Consider the following 19,610-nt stretch of genomic DNA (forward strand, 5'->3'; position numbering starts at 1 on the left):
ACGGATAACTTAATGATACAAATTAAAATAATTTTTGACATAAAATTTCACTCAATAAATAAAAAAGGAGAAATTTTATTTAAAAAAACTATTGCAAATAAAAACCAGCATGATATAATGAAATTGAAATAAAAATTCTAAATAATAGATAAATATTTTGAAATTTTATTTCAAAAGGGAGGGAGATTGATGAAAAATATGCAGGTGAATTTAAATAAATTAGATACTGAAAAAAGAAATTGCAATAGTAAAAATATAGACAAGCTATCAACTAGAGAGATTGTAAAGTTAATAAATGAAGAAGATAAAAAAGTGGCACTTGCAGTTCAAGAAGTATTACAAGAAATAGCAAATGCTATTGATTTAATATATACTCAGGTTAAAAAAGGTGGAAGGTTAATTTATATAGGAGCTGGAACTTCTGGAAGACTTGGAGTGTTAGATGCATCAGAATGTCCACCAACATATGGAGTTAGCTTTGACTTAGTAAGAGGATTAATTGCTGGTGGAGAAAGTGCTATGTTTAAAGCAAAAGAAGGTGCAGAAGATTCAAAGGAACTTTGCGTAGAAGATTTAAAAGCAATAGGATTTAATGAAAATGATGCTTTAGTAGGAATTGCAGCATCAGGAAGAACACCATATGTAATAGGTGGACTTGAATATGCAAGGGAAATTGGAGCAAAATCAGTTTCAATATGTTGCGTTAATAATGGAGAAGTTTCTAAGTATTCAGATATAGCAATAGAAGTTATACCTGGTGCAGAGGTTGTTACTGGATCAACTAGAATGAAAGCTGGAACTGCTCAAAAAATGATTTTAAATATGCTTTCAACTGGGGTTATGATAAAATGTGGTAAGGTTTATGAAAATTTAATGATAGATTTAAAACCTACAAATAAGAAATTAGTTGAAAGAGCTAAAGTAATAATAATGGAATCTACAGGATGCGAAAGAGAAACTGCAGAGAAATTTTTTTATAAGTCATCTGAAAACGTTAAACTAGCGATTTTTATGATTCTTTCAGGTTTAGAAGTTGAAGATGCAATAAAAGTACTTGAAGAAAGTGAAGGTAGGATATCAGAAGCATTAGAAAAGATAAAATAGGAGGGGAAATTAATGAGTAATTTAAATATGGAAGAAATAATTTTTGAAATAATAGCAAGTGCAGGAGAGGCAAAAGGTTTAGCTTATGAAGCTTTAGATAAAGCACAAAATGGAGAATATGATAAGGCGGAAGAACTTTTAAAGGAAGCTGATAAAGCATTATTAAGTGTTCATTCAGTTCAAACAAGTTTAATTCAAGAAGAAGCAGCAGGAAGAAAGGTAGAAGTATCATTACTTATGGTTCATGCACAAGATCATCTAATGGCGGCTATTGAATCAAAGACATTAATAGAGGGTATGATAAAACTTCATAAAAAGGTTGATTTAAGATAAAAATGTTAGCTGTAGGATTGATGTCTGGAACATCATTAGATGGAATAGATGCTGCGTTAGTTGAAATTAAAGGTTCAGGTATAAATACAAAGGTTGATCTTTTGGAATTTGAAACTTTTAAAATACCAAGTGAAATAAAAAATGAAATAAAGAAGGCTTGTTTAGAAGATAAATCTTCAGTGGATTTAATTTGTAGTTTAAATTTTAAACTTGGAAATTTATTTGCTGATGCTGTAATCGATATCTTAAATAGAGCTAATATTGATATAGAACAATTAGATTATATAGCATCACATGGACAAACTATATATCATATTCCTAAAGATAGAGAGGGGTTAGTTAAATCAACTCTACAAATAGGAGAAGCAAGTGTTATTGCATATAAAACTAATACACTTGTAATATCAAATTTTAGAGTTATGGATATGGCAGCAAATGGAGAAGGTGCTCCACTTGTACCATATACAGAATATATTTTATACAGCGAAAAAGAAAAAGGAATAGCACTTCAAAATATAGGTGGAATAGGAAATGTTACTGTTTTACCTGAAAGTAATTTAATTGATGATATATTTGCTTTTGATACAGGACCAGGAAATATGGCTATTGATGAAGCTTGTAATATATTATTTGGTATTCCTTATGATAAAGATGGAAAAATAGCATCAAGTGGAGTCGTCAATGATGAAATGTTAAATGAACTCATGAAAATGAAGTATATTCATGAAAAGCCACCAAAGACAACTGGAAGAGAAGATTTTGGACAGAGATTTGTTGAAAAAGTAATAGATAAATACAGTGAATTAAAAAGTGAAGATATAATAGCTACATTAACTATGTTTACTGCAAAATCAATATCTTATAATTATAAAAAGTTTATTATTCCAAATAATAAATTAGAAAAAGTTATTATCGCAGGTGGTGGAGCACACAATAAAACTTTAATTAAATTTATAAAAGAAGAATTAGAGGGTATAGAGGTATTAATACAAGAAGATTTAGGATTTTCATCAGATGCTAAAGAAGCTATAGCATTTGCTGTATTAGGAAATGAAACATTAAATAATAATTTCTCAAATGTTCCATCAGCAACAGGAGCTAATGAGAAGGTAATACTAGGACAAATAACAATGAGTCCAAGAATATTTAATAAAGGAGATGGTAAATATGGCTTTAAGATGTGTAAATAGTAAAAAGTATACTAAGGCAAAAGTTTTTGCAAGTGGTAAAACAGATTATGGAATACCAACTTTTAGCTTTAAAAGTAGTCTAGTAATAATGCTAGGTGCAGTAATTTCAACATTTATTGTTCCATATATACTAAGCTTTATTGGAATAGATTTTAAGCTAGGAGTTATTATTGGAAATGCTACAATTACAAGTTATGCATTAGCTTATTCAAGATATTTTATAGAAACTAATAAGAAATATTGCAAAGGGTTTTGGATTACATATGGAGGATTTGCATTAGCATTTTGTATAATTGCATTCTTCTGGATGTATTTAAATGCTTACATTTAAGTTTATTAAATAAAATTATTAAAATATTAAATTATTAAAAGGTTTTAGGAGGATTTATTATGAAAGTATTATTTGTTTGTTCTCAAGGAATGTCAAGTGCAATAGCGGTAAATGCACTTAAAAAAACAGCAGAAAAATCAGGATTAGAAATGGAAGTTTTAGCTGTTAGCACTCAAGAATTTGAAGAAGAAGTTAAAAATGGATATGATATTGCAATGGTTGCACCGCAAGTTAGACATAGATTTGATTACTTAAAGGAATATGCAGATAGTGCAAATGTTCCATGTGTATTAATTAAACCACAAGCTTATAGCCCACTTGGAGGACCTAAACTTTTAGAACAGGTTAAGGAAACTCTTAAATTATAACTTTTATTTAAGAAAGGGGAGGGAATTATATGTTAGAAAAAATTACTGATTTTTTAGAAAATAAGCTGTCAATGCCAATGGCAAGACTAGCTGAACAAAGGCATTTACGTGCTATTCGTGATGGTATTATAGCAACTCTACCACTTATTATTGTAGGATCATTTTTCTTAATAATTGCATTTCCACCATTACCAGAGTCATGGGGAGTAACACAATTTTTAAAAGAAAACGCAAGTACAATTTTATTACCTTATCGTATGACAATGTACATTATGACCATGTATGCTACATGGGGGATTGGATATAGTCTTGCAAAATCATACAAGCTTGATGGAGTTACAGGCGGAATATTAGCTGCAATAGCATTTATGATGACAATTGTTCCTCAAGTTATTGAAGGTATGGGATTCATGATGCCTATGGGTAACATGGGTGGAGGCGGAATGTTCGTTGGAATAATCGTTTCTATATTTGCAGTAGAGGTTTTAAGGTTTACGACAACAAAGAATTTTAGAATAAAGATGCCAGAACAAGTACCGCCATCAGTTGCAAGATCATTTGAAGCACTTACACCTACTGCAATAGTTATACTATTTATGGGTACTGTAACATATTTCTTAAAATTTGATTGGCATGGATTTATAGCAAAGGTTGTTGACCCATTAGTATCAGCATCAGATACATTGCCAAGTGTTTTATTATTAGTATTCTTAATTACATTATTCTGGTCATTTGGTATTCATGGAGTATCAATTATAGGATCACTTGCTAGACCATTATGGTTACAAATATTAGATCAAAATACTTCAGCAGTAGCAGCAGGACAAGTAGCAACTGGAATAGCAGCTGAGCCATTTTACCAATGGTTTATATGGGTTGGAGGTTCTGGTGCAACAATAGGACTTGTAATACTTATGGCAACAATATGTAAGTCAAAGTATGGTAAGAGCCTTGGAAGAACAGCTTTAGTTCCAGGAATATTTAATATAAACGAACCAGTAATATTTGGAGCACCAATAGTATTAAATCCAATACTTATAATACCATTTGTAATAACTCCAATGGTTTCAGCAATAGTTGCATGGCTTGCTATGAGTTTTGACTTAGTAAATAAAGTTACAGTTACAGCACCATGGACACTTCCAGGACCAATAGGAGCATTTCTTGCAACTGGAGGAGATTGGAGAGCTTCTGTATTAAATATAGTTTGTATAATAATTTCTTTAGTAATTTATTATCCATTTGTAAAAATGTATGATAAAAAATTATTAGCAGAAGAAGATACTGGAGAAGGAAATATAATATAAGAATAATAATGTATTATTAAAAACAATAATGACTATGTAAATGCTCAATGAAGAAATATGAACTCTTCATTGAGCATTATAAATAAATAAATGAATTTTATAAGATTAATTAATGTGTAGTATATGATTAATATTTAATTAAATTAAATTATTTGCTTTATAGAAGCTAAGAAATAAAAAAAGTAGATTTGAGGAGATGTTAGTATGGGAAGACTTGGAATATCAATATATGAAGAAAAAAGCACAGAAAAGGAAATATATGAATACATAGATAAAGCAAAAGAATGTGGGTTTAGTAGAATTTTTTCATGCCTTTTATCAGTTAAAGATAGTAAAGAAAATATAATCAAAAAATTTAAAGATATAAATACTTATGCTAAAAGTAAAGGATTTGAAGTTATAGTTGATGTAAGTCCTAGAGTATTTGATGAACTTGGTATAAGTTATAAAGATTTAAGTTTCTTTAAAGATATTGAAGCTGATGGATTAAGACTTGATATGGGATTTACAGGTCTTGAAGAATCTTTAATGACCTTCAATAAAGAAGGTTTAAAAATTGAAATAAACATGAGCAATAATACAAGCTATATAGATACAATAATGGATTATATGCCAAATAAAGATAATTTAATAGCTTGCCATAATTTCTATCCTCATAGATATAGTGGATTAAACTTTGACCATTTCTTAAAATGTACAGATAGATTTAAAAAATATGGATTAAAAACAGCAGCATTTATAACTAGTCAAAATGAAGGTAGTTTTGGTCCATGGCCTGTAACTGATGGGTTACCAACTTTAGAAGTTCATAGAAATATACCAATAGAAGTACAAGCAAAACATTTAATTGCTATGGGAAATATAGATGATATTATAATTTCAAATTGTTATCCAACAGATAATGAACTTTTGAAGCTTAAAAATATGAGAAAAGATATGGTAACATTTGAGGTTAAGTTAGAAGAGAATTTACCAGAAATAGAAAAGAAAATTTTACTTGAAGAACTACACTTTAATAGAGGGGATTTTTCAGATAATTTAATAAGATCAACAGCAAGTAGAGTAAAATATAAAGGTCATGATTTTAAGATATTTAATCCAAAAGAAGACATTAAAAGAGGAGATATAATAATCGAAAGTAGTGAATATGGTCATTATGCTGGAGAGTTACAAATAGCTAGAAGTGATATGAAAAATAGTGGAAAATCTAATGTAGTTGGAAGAATAAGAGATGAGGAAATATTCTTATTAGATTACATTAAGCCATGGCAAAAATTTACTTTTACTCCTATGGAAAATTCATAAAAGACATCAATTATTAGGCTATGTTTTAAGAAGTATGCAGTTATATATTAAAATCAACATTATTTTAAAACATAGCTAATTATTTAAATATAAAAATTATATAAAACTAATATTACATTAAATATAGCAGAATTAATTAAAGATATAACATTCCAAGCATTTAAAAATTAAGCTGATTTAATATTAAAAAATATAATTTTAAGGGGGAATATTAATGATAAAAAGGAAATTTATTTTATTATCAACGGTATTAGCAGCATTAATGGGTGGACAGACTATATTAGCATCTGCAAGTAATATTAAGGAAGATCCACTTTTTAAGTATGGAACTAATGAACCTATACTTTTACATGGTGAGCAAATCACAGTTCCAACTAAATTTCAAAATAAAAAAGAGGATTTTAGAGCGACATGGTTATCTACTGTAAGTAATATAGATTTTCCTAAAGTAGCTAATGAGTCAGAGTTTAGAGCTGAATTTACAAAGGTAGTAAAAAAGGCAAAAGAATTAGGGTTAAATGCTTTAATATTTCAAGTTAGACCTATGTTAGATGCTTGGTATCAATCATCAATAAATCCATCATCAGAATTTATTGATGGAAAACAAGGGGGAAAATTAAGTTTTGATCCATTAAAAATTGCTATACAATTGGCACATGAGGAAGGATTGGAACTTCATGCTTGGTTTAATCCTTATAGAGTAACAAATAAAGCTACTGATTATAGAAAAAAAGAAGATAAATTAAAAGAATTAGATGATATGAATTTTGCCAAGAAAAATCCTGATTTAGTATATGAATTTGCAAATAAATTATATTTAGATCCAGGTAGACCAGAAGTTTTAGATCATATAGTTAATACAATAGAAGAAGTTCTAAATAATTATGATGTAGATGCAATACATTTTGATGATTATTTTTATCCATACAAAACAACATTTAAAAAAGTATTGGGATATGATGAAAATGGGAAACCAATAGTAGATACAAACAATACTACAATGGCAATGAGAGATAGTGATGTTGATTCTGATACATTTGAAAATTATAATAGAGGTTTTGATAATATTCATAAATGGAGGGAAGATAATATAAATTTACTTATAAAAGAAGTAAAGGAGACTGTTTCTGATTATAATAATAAAACTAAAAATAGTGTTCAATTTGGTGTAAGCCCATTTGGTATTTGGGGACATGCTGAAGAAATTGAAGGCGGTTCACATACACCTACTACATCTACAGCAAGTATAAATGATTATGTAAATACAAGAAAATGGGTAAAAGAAGAAATGCTAGATTATTTAATACCACAAATATACTGGCAATTTAATCAACCAGCAGCACCATATGGGGAGTTAGTTGATTGGTGGAATGAACAGTTTGAAGGAGTTGAAAAGACTCAATTATATGTTGGACATCCAAATTATAAAATAATAGAAAACTCAGCAAAGGATTTTGATAATCCTGATGAAATACCGGCACAATTAAGATTTAATCAGAAATATGACAATGTAAAAGGAAGTGTATTTTTCTCATACAATAAGTTAAATGTAAAAAGTAATACAAAGATGTTAAGTCAATATAGCCTTATAGATCCAAGATTTAATTTGGATAATAAAACTAAAAATGTAGATTTAGTAAATAGAGAAGATGTTAATAAAAAAACTACAGAAACAATAAAAGAATATTATAATATTTCAGCTAAAACTCCAGCAAAACCTTGGCTAGATCATGCAAAAACTTCAGCTGTAAATGGATTAAATGGTAAGAATAAAAATGGAGAAATTAATTTAAGATGGAATGATAAAAATAGTGATACTAGATTTTATCAAGTATATAGAGTAGAAGGTAAAGTAAAGACTATAGATCAAAATAATTTTGATAATGTTATAGCACGTTTTGGTAATGAAAATGGAACAGAGTTTAAAGATAATACAATTGATAGTAAGAAAACTTACACTTATGGAGTGACTATTATAGATAAGGCTGGGAATGAGTCTAATATTAATACATTTACTGTAAATGGTAAAAAATAATTTTTTAAAACATATAAAATGGATTGGTTAAAAAGGAGCAAAAATATGTACTATTTAGGGATAGATGGTGGCGGAACAAAAACACAATTTACAATAATAAATGAAAATATAGAAGTTATTGAATCTATCAAAAAAGGAACATCTCATTTTAAACAAATTGGATTAAATGGAGTAGAAAAAGTTTTAAGAGATGGATTAGATGAAATACTTTGTAAAAGCAATATAAAGTTAGATCAAATAGATGGGATAGGAATCGGAATTGCAGGATATGGTAATATAAAAAAAGATAGAGAAGCAATTGAGAAGGTTATTGAAAAAGTTTTTAAAAACTACAAGTATATATTGAAAAATGATGTTGAAATAGCACTTAATGGAGCTTTAAATGGAGAAGATGGCATAGTAATAGTTTCAGGCACAGGCTCTATAGCATTATCTAAAATAAATAATGAATATAAAAGATGTGGTGGATTTGGATACACTATAGGTGATGAAGGTTCAGCATATTGGATTGGTAGAAAAGTAGTAGAAATATTTTCTAAAGAAGTTGACGGCAGATTGGAAAAAACGTATATATATGAGATAATTAAAAATAAGTTAAATCTATCAAATGACTATAATTTTATTAAGTATATTAATGAAGATATAAAAGCTGATAGATTAGAAATTGCTAAATTTTCAGAGGTTTGTTTTGAAGCTGCAAAACTTGGGGATGAAAATGCAATTAATATATTTAATTTAGCAGCAAAAGAGCTTTCAGAATTAATTAATTTATTAATTAAAGACTTTAAATATAATAATGTTAAAGTATCTTATATTGGTGGAGTATTTAAATCAGAAAAATTTATTTTAGATCCATTAATAAAGTTATTGGATAAAAGGTGTGAATTAATTCCACCTAAATATACTGCAGACATAGGAGCTGCCATACTTGCAATGAAAAATATTGATTAAAGTTAGGAGATAAGAAATGAATTGTTTGTATATTATAAGAGAAGGTATGAAAGATTTTACAGAAGGTGAAAAGAAAATAGGTAAGTATATACTTTCAAATAAAGATGAGGTAATTAATCTTTCTGCACAAGAACTTGCAAGCAAAGTATCTGCATCACCAGCTGGAGTAATTAGATTTTCAAAAAAACTAGGTTTTAAGGGTTTTACTGCCTTAAAAGTTGAACTTGCAAAGGAAAATGAAGATGAAATAATAGATTTTAGTGAATTCATTAGTGAAGATGATGATACAAAAACTATGGTAAAAAAAGCTATACAATCTAATATAAATACATTAGAAAAAACATATAGACTTATAAATGTTAATGTAGTAGAAAAAGCTATAGATGTTATAGCTAAGGCAAAGAGAATATATATTTATGGGGTTGGAGCATCAGGACTTATTGCATTAGATTTTCAGTATAAATTACTTAGAATAAAGAAAGATGTAATATATAGTCATGATTCTCATATACAACTTGCCACCGCATCACATATAGGTAAAGATGATGTAGCAATAGGAATAAGCTACAGTGGTGAAACAAAGGAAATTAATATCGGAATAAATCAGGCTAAAGAAAATGGGGCTAAAACTATAGCTATAACAAAATACAATAGTAGTACATTATCAAAGAATGCAGATATGGTTCTTTATATCCCAAACGAGGAAAGAGAATTAAGACTTGGTGCCATAACATCAAGAATTTCTGCACTAACATTAATTGATATTTTATATCTTGGAATTGCAAAAAGTAATATAGAGGAAACTAAGAGCTATATTACTGAAACTAGGAATGTAATTGAAAAAATAAAATAATTAATAAGAGAATATGTAACTAGCAATTAGCTTTTAAAGATTAATTGCTAGTTTTTTTGATATATAATTAATAATAAGTAAAGTGAAAAAAGAATTTCTGTATTGGAGATGATTTAATGGATAAAGAAAAAAGTAACGTGGATTATAGAAGTTTATTTAATGATTATTATAAGGATAAAAGGTATATTGTTTCTGATATATCTTTTAAAGATAATATTAGTAAATATATTTTTGTTTTAGAATCTCCTCATAATGATGAAGTAAAGAATGGATACCCTGTTGCAGGTAAAAGTGGTATTGATATGGGAAAATTTATGGGGATTGGAGTTAATGAAAGTTTTGGAAAGTATGCAAAAGATAATCCTGATAAGGATATAGTAATTATAAATATATCAAAAGTACCACTTCAAGAAATAAATAATTTGGATGATAAATATAAGACATTATTAAATGGAGTATGTAAACTTATAAGAAGTGGATATAAGACTCTTGGTAAACATAGGGATAAAGATGTAAATATCATAGAAGAAAAATTATTAGAGGATTTTAGGGTTAGATTTAATAATATAAATATGAATAATGAAACTAAAATAATAGTTTGTGGAAAATTTTCTGAAAGTTATTTTGATAAGGTAAGGGATGAATTAAATATAGGTGAAAGTGAAATATTATATGTTCCACATCCTTCAAGGCATCAATGGGATAAACCTAAGGGGGAATTACTTAAGTTAAAGGATATATTTAATGAGAGATAAGTTAATAAGATTTTAGAAGATAGATTAAAATCTACATTTTTTATTTAGACTTAGAATAATTATAAATTCTAAGTCTAAATTTTTAAATATATTCATTTGAAGTTAAAGGGATAAATTTATTAAATAATCCTAATGTCTTTACTGATTTTGAATTAGAATTTAAATTGGTTTCAAAAATAGAAAAAATAAAATAATTATTTACTTCAGTTTTTGTTGTTAAAGCAGCTTCACCTAAAAGAGATACCGCAGAATATTCAAAAATGTTTTTACTATTAAGTTTCATATTATTTCTGCTCCACTCAACAAATTCTTTTTTTGTAGGATTTGTAAATATACTACAAAATAATAATAAAATAATAGATAATAAAAGTATTTTACTAAGTTTTCTCATTAAAAATTTCACCTCTTTATTATTTATATAATATTTATTATTGCCAAAAGTTTATTTAAGAATTCAATTGATATAAATTTATAATACGGAACTTTATAGTAACGATTATATTAAAGTCCAATATAATGTAATGTATTAATAAAACGAGGTTTTGTATTGGGAATAATAAAATGGACAAAATCAAAATTATTAAATAAGGAAGAAAGAAGAAAATTAGAAAAAAATGAGAAAATATTAGAAGAGAATATTAAACTAAAAAAAGAAAAAATATTAATATTAAAGGAAGCTAAAGAAATAGGAGAAAGACTTAGGACATTAGAAAAGATTAATAAGGATCAAGAAAAGAAACTAAATGAAAATATAGCTATAGATTTTTTTGATGATGAAATAGAAAATTTAATAATAAAAAATATATGCAAGGCAAAAAATGAATTGTGTATAGCTGTTGGATGGTTTACTTCAGATAAGATAATTGCAGAGTTAGAGAAATTGAAGGATTCTGGAATAAAAATTAGAATTATAGTTGATGATAATGAGTATAATCTTAATAAAATGAATAATTTAACAAAAGTAAGTAATCAATTAAAATTTGTGAATTTAGGTAATAAAAATCATATGCATCATAAATATTGTATTATAGATGATTTAAAAGTTATAAATGGATCATATAACTGGACTAATAATGCTAGAAATAGTCTAGAAAACATAACTATAATAAAGAGTAGGAAAATAGTAAAAAAGTTTAAAAAGAATTTTGAAGGTATAATTAAAAAGTATTAAATGATTTAAAAAAAGCTCTAAAATAAAGAGCTTTTTTATTTATATTAATTTAATAGTAATCTTATTTTAAGAGATTTTCATCTAATTGATTCAAAATGTAAGTATTATTAAGCCAAAAGCTTTGATTTGTCATATATGTTCCATCAGGTAATTCGTTAGCATCTCTTGAAATATTTCCTACTTCAGTACCATCATTAAATTTATAAGCACTTTTTTGAGCATGAGGTCTTATATGGATAATTTTATTTGATGATTTGTTAGGTAAGTTATTAGTATAAGTTAATTTACCATTCTTATCTATTTTAGGAACAAACTTTACCCCGGATTTTATAATGTTTTTTATATTTTTCCAACCTTCATAAACTGTAGTATTTAAATCATTGTAAGGTATATTCCAAAGTTGAGCTCCTTTTAGGATATATTTATCTCCAAACTTTTTAAAGACTACAAATAAGAATTTTTGTTGATCAAGATAATTAAAAAGATTTGATTCTTCCCAAGTTTCATCAACAAGTTCTTTAAATTTAAATGATGGAAGAGGACTACTTTCAACTATTTTATTATTGATTTCAACACGTAATGCTTTCACCGTTATATTAGCCTTTTCAAATTCTTCAGCTTTGTTGGATTTTATTCCAAGCATTCTATAAGATAAATCAATCCATTGAGCTTTATTATTGTTGTATTTTCTATCAAATAATTTACAAAGATATTCATCTGTTTTTCCAACATGAGAGTTTATTTTTTTTATTATAATTTCTTCAAAAGTGTTATTTTTAAGTTCATTAGCATCCTTTATGATTGGTTCATAAGTTGTTTTATTTGGAACTATAAAATTATTAAGAACATAAGTCATATAAGATGTTTTAAATGAGAATGCTCTAGGTTTAGCTGGAATATCAGAGAATGGTTGTCCACGTCTGTTGGAAGATGTAGCTGATTTTGTAGCTGCACCTAAGTACATAGTATCACCTTCTGAAAGCTCATGGGCTTTACCACATTTGATTTTATTTACTATTATTTCAAAGTCATTTTTTATTACTTCTAAATCTTTTTCTTGTGGTGTAAATAATTTTGCATAATTTATTCTATAATCTAATCTGTTTTTTATATCTTTAGAATATAAATAATAAACTAGTAAAATAAGTTTAGATTTATTCCAAAGATGACTATTTTCAAAATTTTCTTCAACTACTTTAAAATAGTCAATCATAGTTATTATTAAACGTTCTTTAGCTGATAGAGATTTATTTTTATTAATTTTATAAGGCGTAACTTTAAGTTCCACACCTGCCTTATCAAAGTCTGGATTTGAATCACTATTACATTTATAATGGAAAAAGCATTCTTCAATTAACTCTCCTAATCCACCTTTACGTTTTTTATTTTCATGGTTTGTACCATAATCTTCTTTATTTTCAGATATGAAAATTGATTGTTTAGAATCTTCTATTAAAACTTCATTGAATGTTTTTCCTATAAGCTTTTGTGCATATTTTTCTATACTTAAAGGATTAGTTTCATCATATAGATTTAAAGTCATAATAATCTCCTTAATAATATTATTTAAAATATATAATAAATTTTTGATTTAAATTGTAATTATAACCATATTATACTACATAAATATTTTAATATTAAATCTGTTTGATATAGATTGAAATTTGAGAAACAAAAAATAAATTATTACTTGAAAAAAGTATATATTATATAATTTATATTAGGTAATATATAAATAACTTTATCTTTGAATTTATTTATATATTATGTATAATTAATTAATGACAAAAAGACGATTTTAGATAGAGGTGCATATAATGGCAATTAAAAAAACTGTATGTGAACTGTTTGCCGGTGTTGGTGGTTTTCATCTTGGATTAAGTAAAGCGGCAACAGACTGGGAGGTTCTTTGGGCAAATCAATGGGAACCTTCAAGAAAAGTACAACATGCATTTGAATGTTATACAAATCATTTTCCAGAGACAAAAGCAGTTAATGAGGATATAGCGTTAGTAAATGAAAAACCAGAATCCTTTGGTGTGCCAAAGTATAATTTGCTTGTAGGTGGATTTCCATGTCAGGATTATTCAGTAGCATCTACAAAATCAAAGGGAATAGAAGGTAAAAAGGGAGTCCTATGGTGGGAGATAAGAAAATTTTTAGAAAGAGATAAGCCACCATTTGTACTTTTAGAAAATGTTGATAGATTACTTAAATCACCTGCAAGACAAAGAGGAAGAGATTTTGGAGTAATGTTAACTTGTTTTAGGGATTTAGGATACAATGTTGAGTGGAGAGTTATAAATGCAGCAGATTATGGGTTTGCTCAAAGAAGAAGAAGAGTATTCATATTTGCGTACAAACATAATACTAATTACTGCAAGAGTGTTACTCAAGGATTAAATAATGAAGGGTTTATGGAAGCTTATATAAGGGAAACTGGATTCTTTGCAGAACCATTTCCTATAGAAACTATATATAGCGAAGATGAAAAATTACTAAATCAAGATATACTTGAAGTATCAAATTATTTTTCATTTGGTTTTCAAGAGGCAGGGACATTAATAAATGATAGAATTTATACAACTAGATATACTGCTAAAAATCAGGAATCCGTTAAACTTGGAGAAATACTTCAAAAAGATGTAAGCGAAGAGTTTTATTTAGGAGAAGAATTAGGTAGATGGACTTACATGAAAGGTGCTAAGGCCGAACCAAGAACAACAAAAGAAGGATTTGAGTATACTTATAGAGAAGGTGCTGTTGGATTTCCTGATAATCTAGAGTTACCTGCAAGAACGATGCTTACGAGTGAAGCAAGCGTAAATAGAAGTACACATGTTGTAAATGACCCACAAACTAATAGATTAAGAGTTTTAACACCAGTAGAGTGTGAAAGGTTAAATGGTTTTGATGATGAGTGGACTAATACAGGAATGACACAAAAATTTAGATATTTCTGTATGGGGAATGCATTAGTTGTTGGATTAATTGAAAGAATGGGTAAGAAATTAAATAAGATATTTGAATTAGAAGATTAAATATTAAGCACACTAAAGTATTTTTAGTGTGCTTTTGTTATTAAATAATATTAATGTAGATTTTTACATAATTGTGTTAATTATAATCAAGGAAAAGTAAAAATAATTTTTATAATACAAAAATTTGTTATTAAAGTATTAAGTAATATCTATAATAAATTAAACAATATTACTTGGAGGTAATTTAAAATTATGATTAAAAAAATAAAAGATAAAATCATTACATTAATACTTGGAATAACAATTATAATAGCACTTGTATTAAATATAATAATAAATATTGAATTTCTACAGTACAAAGAAAACATAATATTAAAAATAATAAGCATTATATTTATAATAACTACATTTATTACAATGATGACATTTACAAAGAATTTTAAAAAGAAAAAAGATTTATTTAGTGATTATAAAACAAATAAATCAAAGCTCACTAAAGTTGAAAGAATTATTTTTATTGTTATTATATTATTATTTTCAATGTATATAATGATTAAAGGAATAATTTATGTAGGGAATATTGAAAATATAAATATACATATACAATATATTGTTTATATTGTATATGTTCTTGGAATTAGTATTAATCTTCTTAACTGGCTTAAATTTTATAAATACTATGAAATAGCAAAAAGATAGGCAATTAATAGACCTATCTTTTTTATATTAATAAAAAAATTATATTATCCTAAAATTAATGTTAAAATCAATATTAGCGTAAATTTCAAATGTAAACTATTAGTATAAGGAATTCCTAAATTACTAAGAGTACTAACACTTCTATTTGCTTTAAGAGCTAAAGGAAAAGTAACAAAAACCAACAAACAAAGTGGAGGATAAAATCCAATTAAAACATATAGAGTAGTAAGTATATACATTCCAAAAACTAAAAATCTATATAAATAAGTGCTATATTTACTTCCAATCCTAACGCTTAAAGTACCAATGCTTAAATTAGTATCTCTTTTAAAATCTCTCATTTCATTACTTAACATAAGTGCTGGAATAAGAAAAGAAGCAGGAAGAGAAAGAAAAACAGGATAAAAGCTAATATCCTTAGTAAATGGAAGAGAAGCACCAATAACCATTAGAGGTCCCATTGCAATAAATGATACAATAACTCCAAGTCCTTTTCTTTTAAGAACAAAAGGCTCACCAGTATATGCATAAGCAATAAAGATTCCAATAAATCCAATTATTAAAAGCTTATTATTAGTAATTAAAACTAAATAAAGTCCTATAAGTGAAGATAAAATAAAACAAGACATTGCCCATAAAAATACATATATATCAAAGTATGATCTTGATACTCCTAAAAATTTAATTTTTCTATTACTTGGTCTATAATATCTAAAACTTCCTTCAAAATAATCATTAACAAGATTTGCTCCAGATTGAGCTAAAAGTCCAGCAATTGTTATTAAAAATATTAATAAAATATCATGTGGATTTTTAATATTTAAAGCACCTAATTTATAAGCAGCAACAATACCAAGTGTTGTTGATCCAATAGCAAGAGTTAAAGAAAATGGACGAAAAGCCTTCCATGAATCTTTTAAAAACTTAACTATATATTCTTTTGTAAACATAAATCACCTCATAAATTAAATTTAAGACTATTTTTATAATATAGGTTTATTAAGCTTTATAGTTAATTAAAAAATTTATACTTTATATATAAGTTGAATAATAGAAAATATAGTTAAATTTTTAGCATAATGTAAAACGTTTTCTAATACCAATAAATTAAGGTGATATTAATTTATAAAGGAGTTTTAATTTTGAATATTAAAAAGGAAAATATGTATCAGTTAGAGGGGAGAGTACCACTGTGTGATGCTATTCCTCTTGGTATGCAGCATGTACTTGCAATGTATGCTGGAAACTTAGCACCTTTATTAGTTGTTTCAGGTGCACTTAATATGGATGTAGGAGTTAAAGTAACTTTACTACAAAACGCAATGTTTGTTGCAGGACTTATAACATTAATTCAACTTTATCCAATTTGGAAAATAGGTTCAGGATTACCTGTTGTTATGGGAACAAGCTCTGGATTTATACCAGTAAGTTTAGGTGTTGGAACTCAGTTTGGTTATGGGGCAATTATGGGAGCATCTTTAATTGGTGCTATAATGGAGTTTTTCTTAGGATTTATAATAAAACCTTTAAGAAAAATATTACCTCATGCGGTTACTGGAACTGTTGTATTAATTCTTGGAATTTCATTAATAAATGTAGGAATACAATTTGTTGGTGGAGGAGTTGGAACTCAAGGAGATCCAGCATTTGGTTCAATTAGAAATATAACAATTTCACTTATTGTATTTTTAGTAATAATTATATTAAAACAATTTTCAAAAGGATTTTTAAGTATTTCAGCAATATTAATTGGTATTGCTGTAGGTTATGTTATAACTATATGTTTAGGAATGGTAGATTTTACTCCAATTAAGGAAGCAGCATGGTTTTCTATACCAAAACCTATTTTTATGATTGAAGGTTTAGAGTATAGTTTCCACATTGAAGCTATTATTCCATTTATATTAGTATACTTAGCAACTACTGTTGAAACTATAGGAGATAATACAGGAATTGCAATGGGAGGTCTTGGCAGAGATATTACAGATAAGGAACTTCAAGGTGCTGTGCATGCTGATGGTTTTGGTAGTGCGTTTGCAACTCTTTTTGGAGTAATGCCTAATACATCTTTTAGTCAAAATGTTGGGTTAATAGCTATTACAAAAATAGTTAACAGATTTGTATTAATGACTGGTGCAGTATTTTTAATGTTGTGTGCGTTTATACCAAAGCTTGGTGCTATAGTTGCATCAATACCAAATAGTGTTTTGGGTGGAGCTGTAATATTAATGTTTGCAATGATTAGTATTAGTGGTCTTAATCTTTTAATGGAAGATGGAAAAATTTCAGAGAGAACTGGATTAATAGTTGCTGCATCTTGCGCAATTGGTCTTGGTCTTAGCAGTTGTCCTGAAGTTATGCAACATTTACCACAATGGTTCCAAAATATGTTCAGTCAAGCTATAGTTGGTGGATTTGTAACTGCAACTATACTTAATTTAATATTACCTAAGGAACTAAATAATAAAGTATTAAAGGAAAGTAAAAAGAGTTAAGTGTATAGATTATAATTAAATCAATCAGAGTTATTAAATTTATTTAAAAATTACTTTAATAAGTTTAGTTTTAATGAGAGTATTTTAAAAATTAAGTATAAAAATTATAATTATTAAAAATAAAAAACACCTAATAAGACTTATAAATCTTATTAGGTGTTTTATTTTGAGTAGTTATATTGAATAAGTTAAAAATGCATTTTATAAATTAGAATTATGGTGAACTGGAGTTTGAGCAGTTGTTGCTTTTAATAAATCACCATTTAATTTTCTAACTTCTTTTAATGAATAATCAGACATATCTTTGCAGTGGTCAGTCATATAATTTTCTGCTTTTTTGTGGCTTCTCTTGTAAAGTTTAAGAGCTTCTTTATCACTATGCTTTAAAGAGTTATTTAATTTATCTTGTATAGCAGCTAATTGAGGTTTAGTGTATTTCTTCATGTATTCAGCATAGTAAGGTGTAGTTAAAGCTCCAGTTGTTCTATAAGTCCAATAAGCTGAATTAGTATCAGGTGTATCTGTTCCTTCTCTATATTGTTTTGGTGTTTGATTTATTCCTGAATAGAAAGGTACAAATACGCTAGTTTCAGGAACACCAAGAGATATCCAATGTACACAACCTATATCACTTGGAAGATTTGGTCTACATTGTAATATATGAGATTCCATTGTAAAAGCAACATTTATAGGTCTATATTTTCCTTTATATTCTCCATAAGGATCATATTGAGTTCCATTAAAGTGAGATCTTAAAACTGTACTAACATCAGATACAGATATTTTTTTATCTGGTTTTAAGAACATTTTAAAATTTTTATCAGTTATGTTTTGTTTTAAAGAAGGTGTTAAAATTCTTTGACCATCCCATATTCTTGGATTATTATACTGAGCATCTTCTGCATTTTCTGTTCCAAAAGCTTTTTTAAAGCTAAAGTATTTATCTGTTTTAGGGTTATATAATCCATTTTTTTCTGAAAATTTAATTAAATCTTTTGAACCCATATAATTTTTTGTATCTTTTAAATTAACCTTATCAATGCATAATTTATTTGGTATTACTGCATATTCTGAATCAGGTACTTTAGTTGCAACCCAATGATGTCCAGAACCTATTTCCATATACCAAATTTCATTTTTATCAGAAAATATTACTCCATTAACTTCAGCGGAGCCTTTCTTTTCAACTATTTTTCCAAGCCTTTCAACACCATCTCTTGCATTTTTTATGTATGGTAATATAACGGTAACCATTGAATCTTCACCGATTCCGTTTTTTACTAAAGGATCTGCTTTAAGTGCTTTGTCATTTGCAGTTGCACTTTCAGTTGCACTCATTGCAACACCATATTGATTTATTCCTGCTTCTTCATACTCTCCATCTTTTTTTGTCCATTCAGGAGTAGCAGTATATTTATAGCTTGTTTTTGGGAGAGTATATGTAAATCCATTTCCTTTAGATTTATATACCTCATTTTTGTGTGTAGTTCTCTTGTGATGTACTACAAATCTCTTATCCCAAGCAGTTTTAGCATCTTCATTACGTGCTATAATCGTTGAACCATCAGTAGTAGCGGATTTACCAACAACTACTGTAGTACAGGCAAATGCATTAGTAACTAAAGCTAAGTAAGCTACTAAAGTGAAACAAGAGTACTTAATTAATTTTTTAAATGACATAAAATCACTCCTTATCTTTTGTATACGTTTACCTATTAAATTTTAGGAGTTT

Annotated in this window: 19 protein-coding genes; 15 read left to right on the top strand and 4 right to left on the bottom strand. The window is 27.1% G+C overall.

Annotated features, from left to right (window positions below; translation table 11 throughout):
- Window positions 1-189: 189 nt before the first annotated feature.
- The 11 genes from murQ to O212_RS0101260 all read left to right on the top strand — a co-directional run bounded on the left by murQ (window position 190) and on the right by O212_RS0101260 (window position 10,532).
- Window positions 190-1,104, top strand: coding sequence for an N-acetylmuramic acid 6-phosphate etherase (gene murQ, locus O212_RS0101210; RefSeq protein WP_024613352.1), 915 nt, complete (start codon window positions 190-192; stop codon window positions 1,102-1,104).
- Window positions 1,105-1,116: 12 nt separating this feature from the next.
- Window positions 1,117-1,437: a PTS lactose/cellobiose transporter subunit IIA gene (locus O212_RS0101215; RefSeq protein ID WP_024613353.1), complete on the top strand. Its 321-nt coding sequence runs from the start codon at window positions 1,117-1,119 to the stop codon at window positions 1,435-1,437.
- Window positions 1,438-1,439: 2 nt separating this feature from the next.
- Entirely contained in the window at window positions 1,440-2,627 is a 1,188-nt protein-coding gene (gene anmK / locus O212_RS0101220; protein WP_024613354.1) for an anhydro-N-acetylmuramic acid kinase AnmK, read from the top strand.
- The gene (locus O212_RS0101225; protein WP_024613355.1) at window positions 2,605-2,958 is read left to right on the top strand and encodes a hypothetical protein; all 354 of its coding nucleotides are present in this window, start codon (window positions 2,605-2,607) and stop codon (window positions 2,956-2,958) included. Before anmK ends, O212_RS0101225 begins: the two co-directional genes overlap by 23 nt.
- A gap of 59 nt (window positions 2,959-3,017) precedes the next feature.
- Entirely contained in the window at window positions 3,018-3,326 is a 309-nt protein-coding gene (locus O212_RS0101230; RefSeq protein ID WP_024613356.1) for a PTS sugar transporter subunit IIB, read from the top strand.
- Between the two features lie 29 nt (window positions 3,327-3,355).
- A complete protein-coding gene (locus tag O212_RS0101235) occupies window positions 3,356-4,633 on the top strand; it encodes a PTS sugar transporter subunit IIC (RefSeq protein WP_024613357.1) in 1,278 nt (425 codons plus the stop codon).
- Window positions 4,634-4,837: 204 nt separating this feature from the next.
- The gene (locus O212_RS0101240; protein ID WP_024613358.1) at window positions 4,838-5,938 is read left to right on the top strand and encodes a MupG family TIM beta-alpha barrel fold protein; all 1,101 of its coding nucleotides are present in this window, start codon (window positions 4,838-4,840) and stop codon (window positions 5,936-5,938) included.
- A gap of 214 nt (window positions 5,939-6,152) precedes the next feature.
- Complete coding sequence (locus O212_RS0101245; protein ID WP_024613359.1) at window positions 6,153-7,973, top strand: family 10 glycosylhydrolase; 1,821 nt, start codon at window positions 6,153-6,155, stop codon at window positions 7,971-7,973.
- 45 nt (window positions 7,974-8,018) lie between these two features.
- Complete coding sequence (locus tag O212_RS0101250; RefSeq protein WP_024613360.1) at window positions 8,019-8,924, top strand: BadF/BadG/BcrA/BcrD ATPase family protein; 906 nt, start codon at window positions 8,019-8,021, stop codon at window positions 8,922-8,924.
- A gap of 16 nt (window positions 8,925-8,940) precedes the next feature.
- Complete coding sequence (locus tag O212_RS0101255; protein ID WP_024613361.1) at window positions 8,941-9,777, top strand: MurR/RpiR family transcriptional regulator; 837 nt, start codon at window positions 8,941-8,943, stop codon at window positions 9,775-9,777.
- A gap of 116 nt (window positions 9,778-9,893) precedes the next feature.
- A complete protein-coding gene (locus O212_RS0101260) occupies window positions 9,894-10,532 on the top strand; it encodes a hypothetical protein (protein WP_024613362.1) in 639 nt (212 codons plus the stop codon).
- An 82-nt stretch (window positions 10,533-10,614) separates the two neighbouring features.
- Here the strand turns inward: O212_RS0101260 and O212_RS0101265 are convergent, their stop codons facing one another.
- A complete protein-coding gene (locus tag O212_RS0101265; protein ID WP_024613363.1) occupies window positions 10,615-10,923 on the bottom strand; it encodes a DUF4359 domain-containing protein in 309 nt (102 codons plus the stop codon).
- 156 nt (window positions 10,924-11,079) lie between these two features.
- Here O212_RS0101265 and O212_RS0101270 point away from each other — a divergent pair, with 156 nt between their 5' ends.
- Window positions 11,080-11,703 (top strand): phospholipase D-like domain-containing protein, encoded by a 624-nt coding sequence (locus O212_RS0101270; RefSeq protein WP_024613364.1) that lies wholly within the window; start codon window positions 11,080-11,082, stop codon window positions 11,701-11,703.
- Window positions 11,704-11,764: 61 nt separating this feature from the next.
- On the opposite strand, the gene O212_RS0101275 is transcribed toward O212_RS0101270, so the two are convergent.
- Window positions 11,765-13,246: a Sau3AI family type II restriction endonuclease gene (locus tag O212_RS0101275; RefSeq protein ID WP_024613365.1), complete on the bottom strand. Its 1,482-nt coding sequence runs from the start codon at window positions 13,244-13,246 to the stop codon at window positions 11,765-11,767.
- 274 nt (window positions 13,247-13,520) lie between these two features.
- Between O212_RS0101275 and dcm the strand changes: the two genes are divergently transcribed.
- Entirely contained in the window at window positions 13,521-14,744 is a 1,224-nt protein-coding gene (gene dcm, locus O212_RS0101280; RefSeq protein WP_029699085.1) for a DNA (cytosine-5-)-methyltransferase, read from the top strand.
- A 192-nt stretch (window positions 14,745-14,936) separates the two neighbouring features.
- Window positions 14,937-15,383, top strand: a complete 447-nt coding sequence (locus tag O212_RS0101285; RefSeq protein WP_024613367.1) for a hypothetical protein — start codon at window positions 14,937-14,939, stop codon at window positions 15,381-15,383.
- A gap of 44 nt (window positions 15,384-15,427) precedes the next feature.
- Here the strand turns inward: O212_RS0101285 and O212_RS0101290 are convergent, their stop codons facing one another.
- Window positions 15,428-16,333 carry a prenyltransferase gene (locus O212_RS0101290; protein ID WP_024613368.1) on the bottom strand — a complete coding sequence of 302 codons (906 nt, stop codon included), beginning with the start codon at window positions 16,331-16,333 and terminating at the stop codon, window positions 15,428-15,430.
- A gap of 192 nt (window positions 16,334-16,525) precedes the next feature.
- Between O212_RS0101290 and O212_RS0101295 the strand changes: the two genes are divergently transcribed.
- Entirely contained in the window at window positions 16,526-17,878 is a 1,353-nt protein-coding gene (locus tag O212_RS0101295; RefSeq protein ID WP_024613369.1) for a nucleobase:cation symporter-2 family protein, read from the top strand.
- 201 nt (window positions 17,879-18,079) lie between these two features.
- Here O212_RS0101295 and O212_RS0101300 read toward each other — a convergent pair whose 3' ends face one another.
- Window positions 18,080-19,558 carry a C69 family dipeptidase gene (locus O212_RS0101300; protein WP_024613370.1) on the bottom strand — a complete coding sequence of 493 codons (1,479 nt, stop codon included), beginning with the start codon at window positions 19,556-19,558 and terminating at the stop codon, window positions 18,080-18,082.
- Window positions 19,559-19,610 lie beyond the last annotated feature (52 nt).

Source organism: Clostridium sp. Ade.TY (assembly GCF_000498355.1).
In the GTDB taxonomy this organism is placed as follows: Bacteria; Bacillota; Clostridia; order Clostridiales; family Clostridiaceae; genus Clostridium.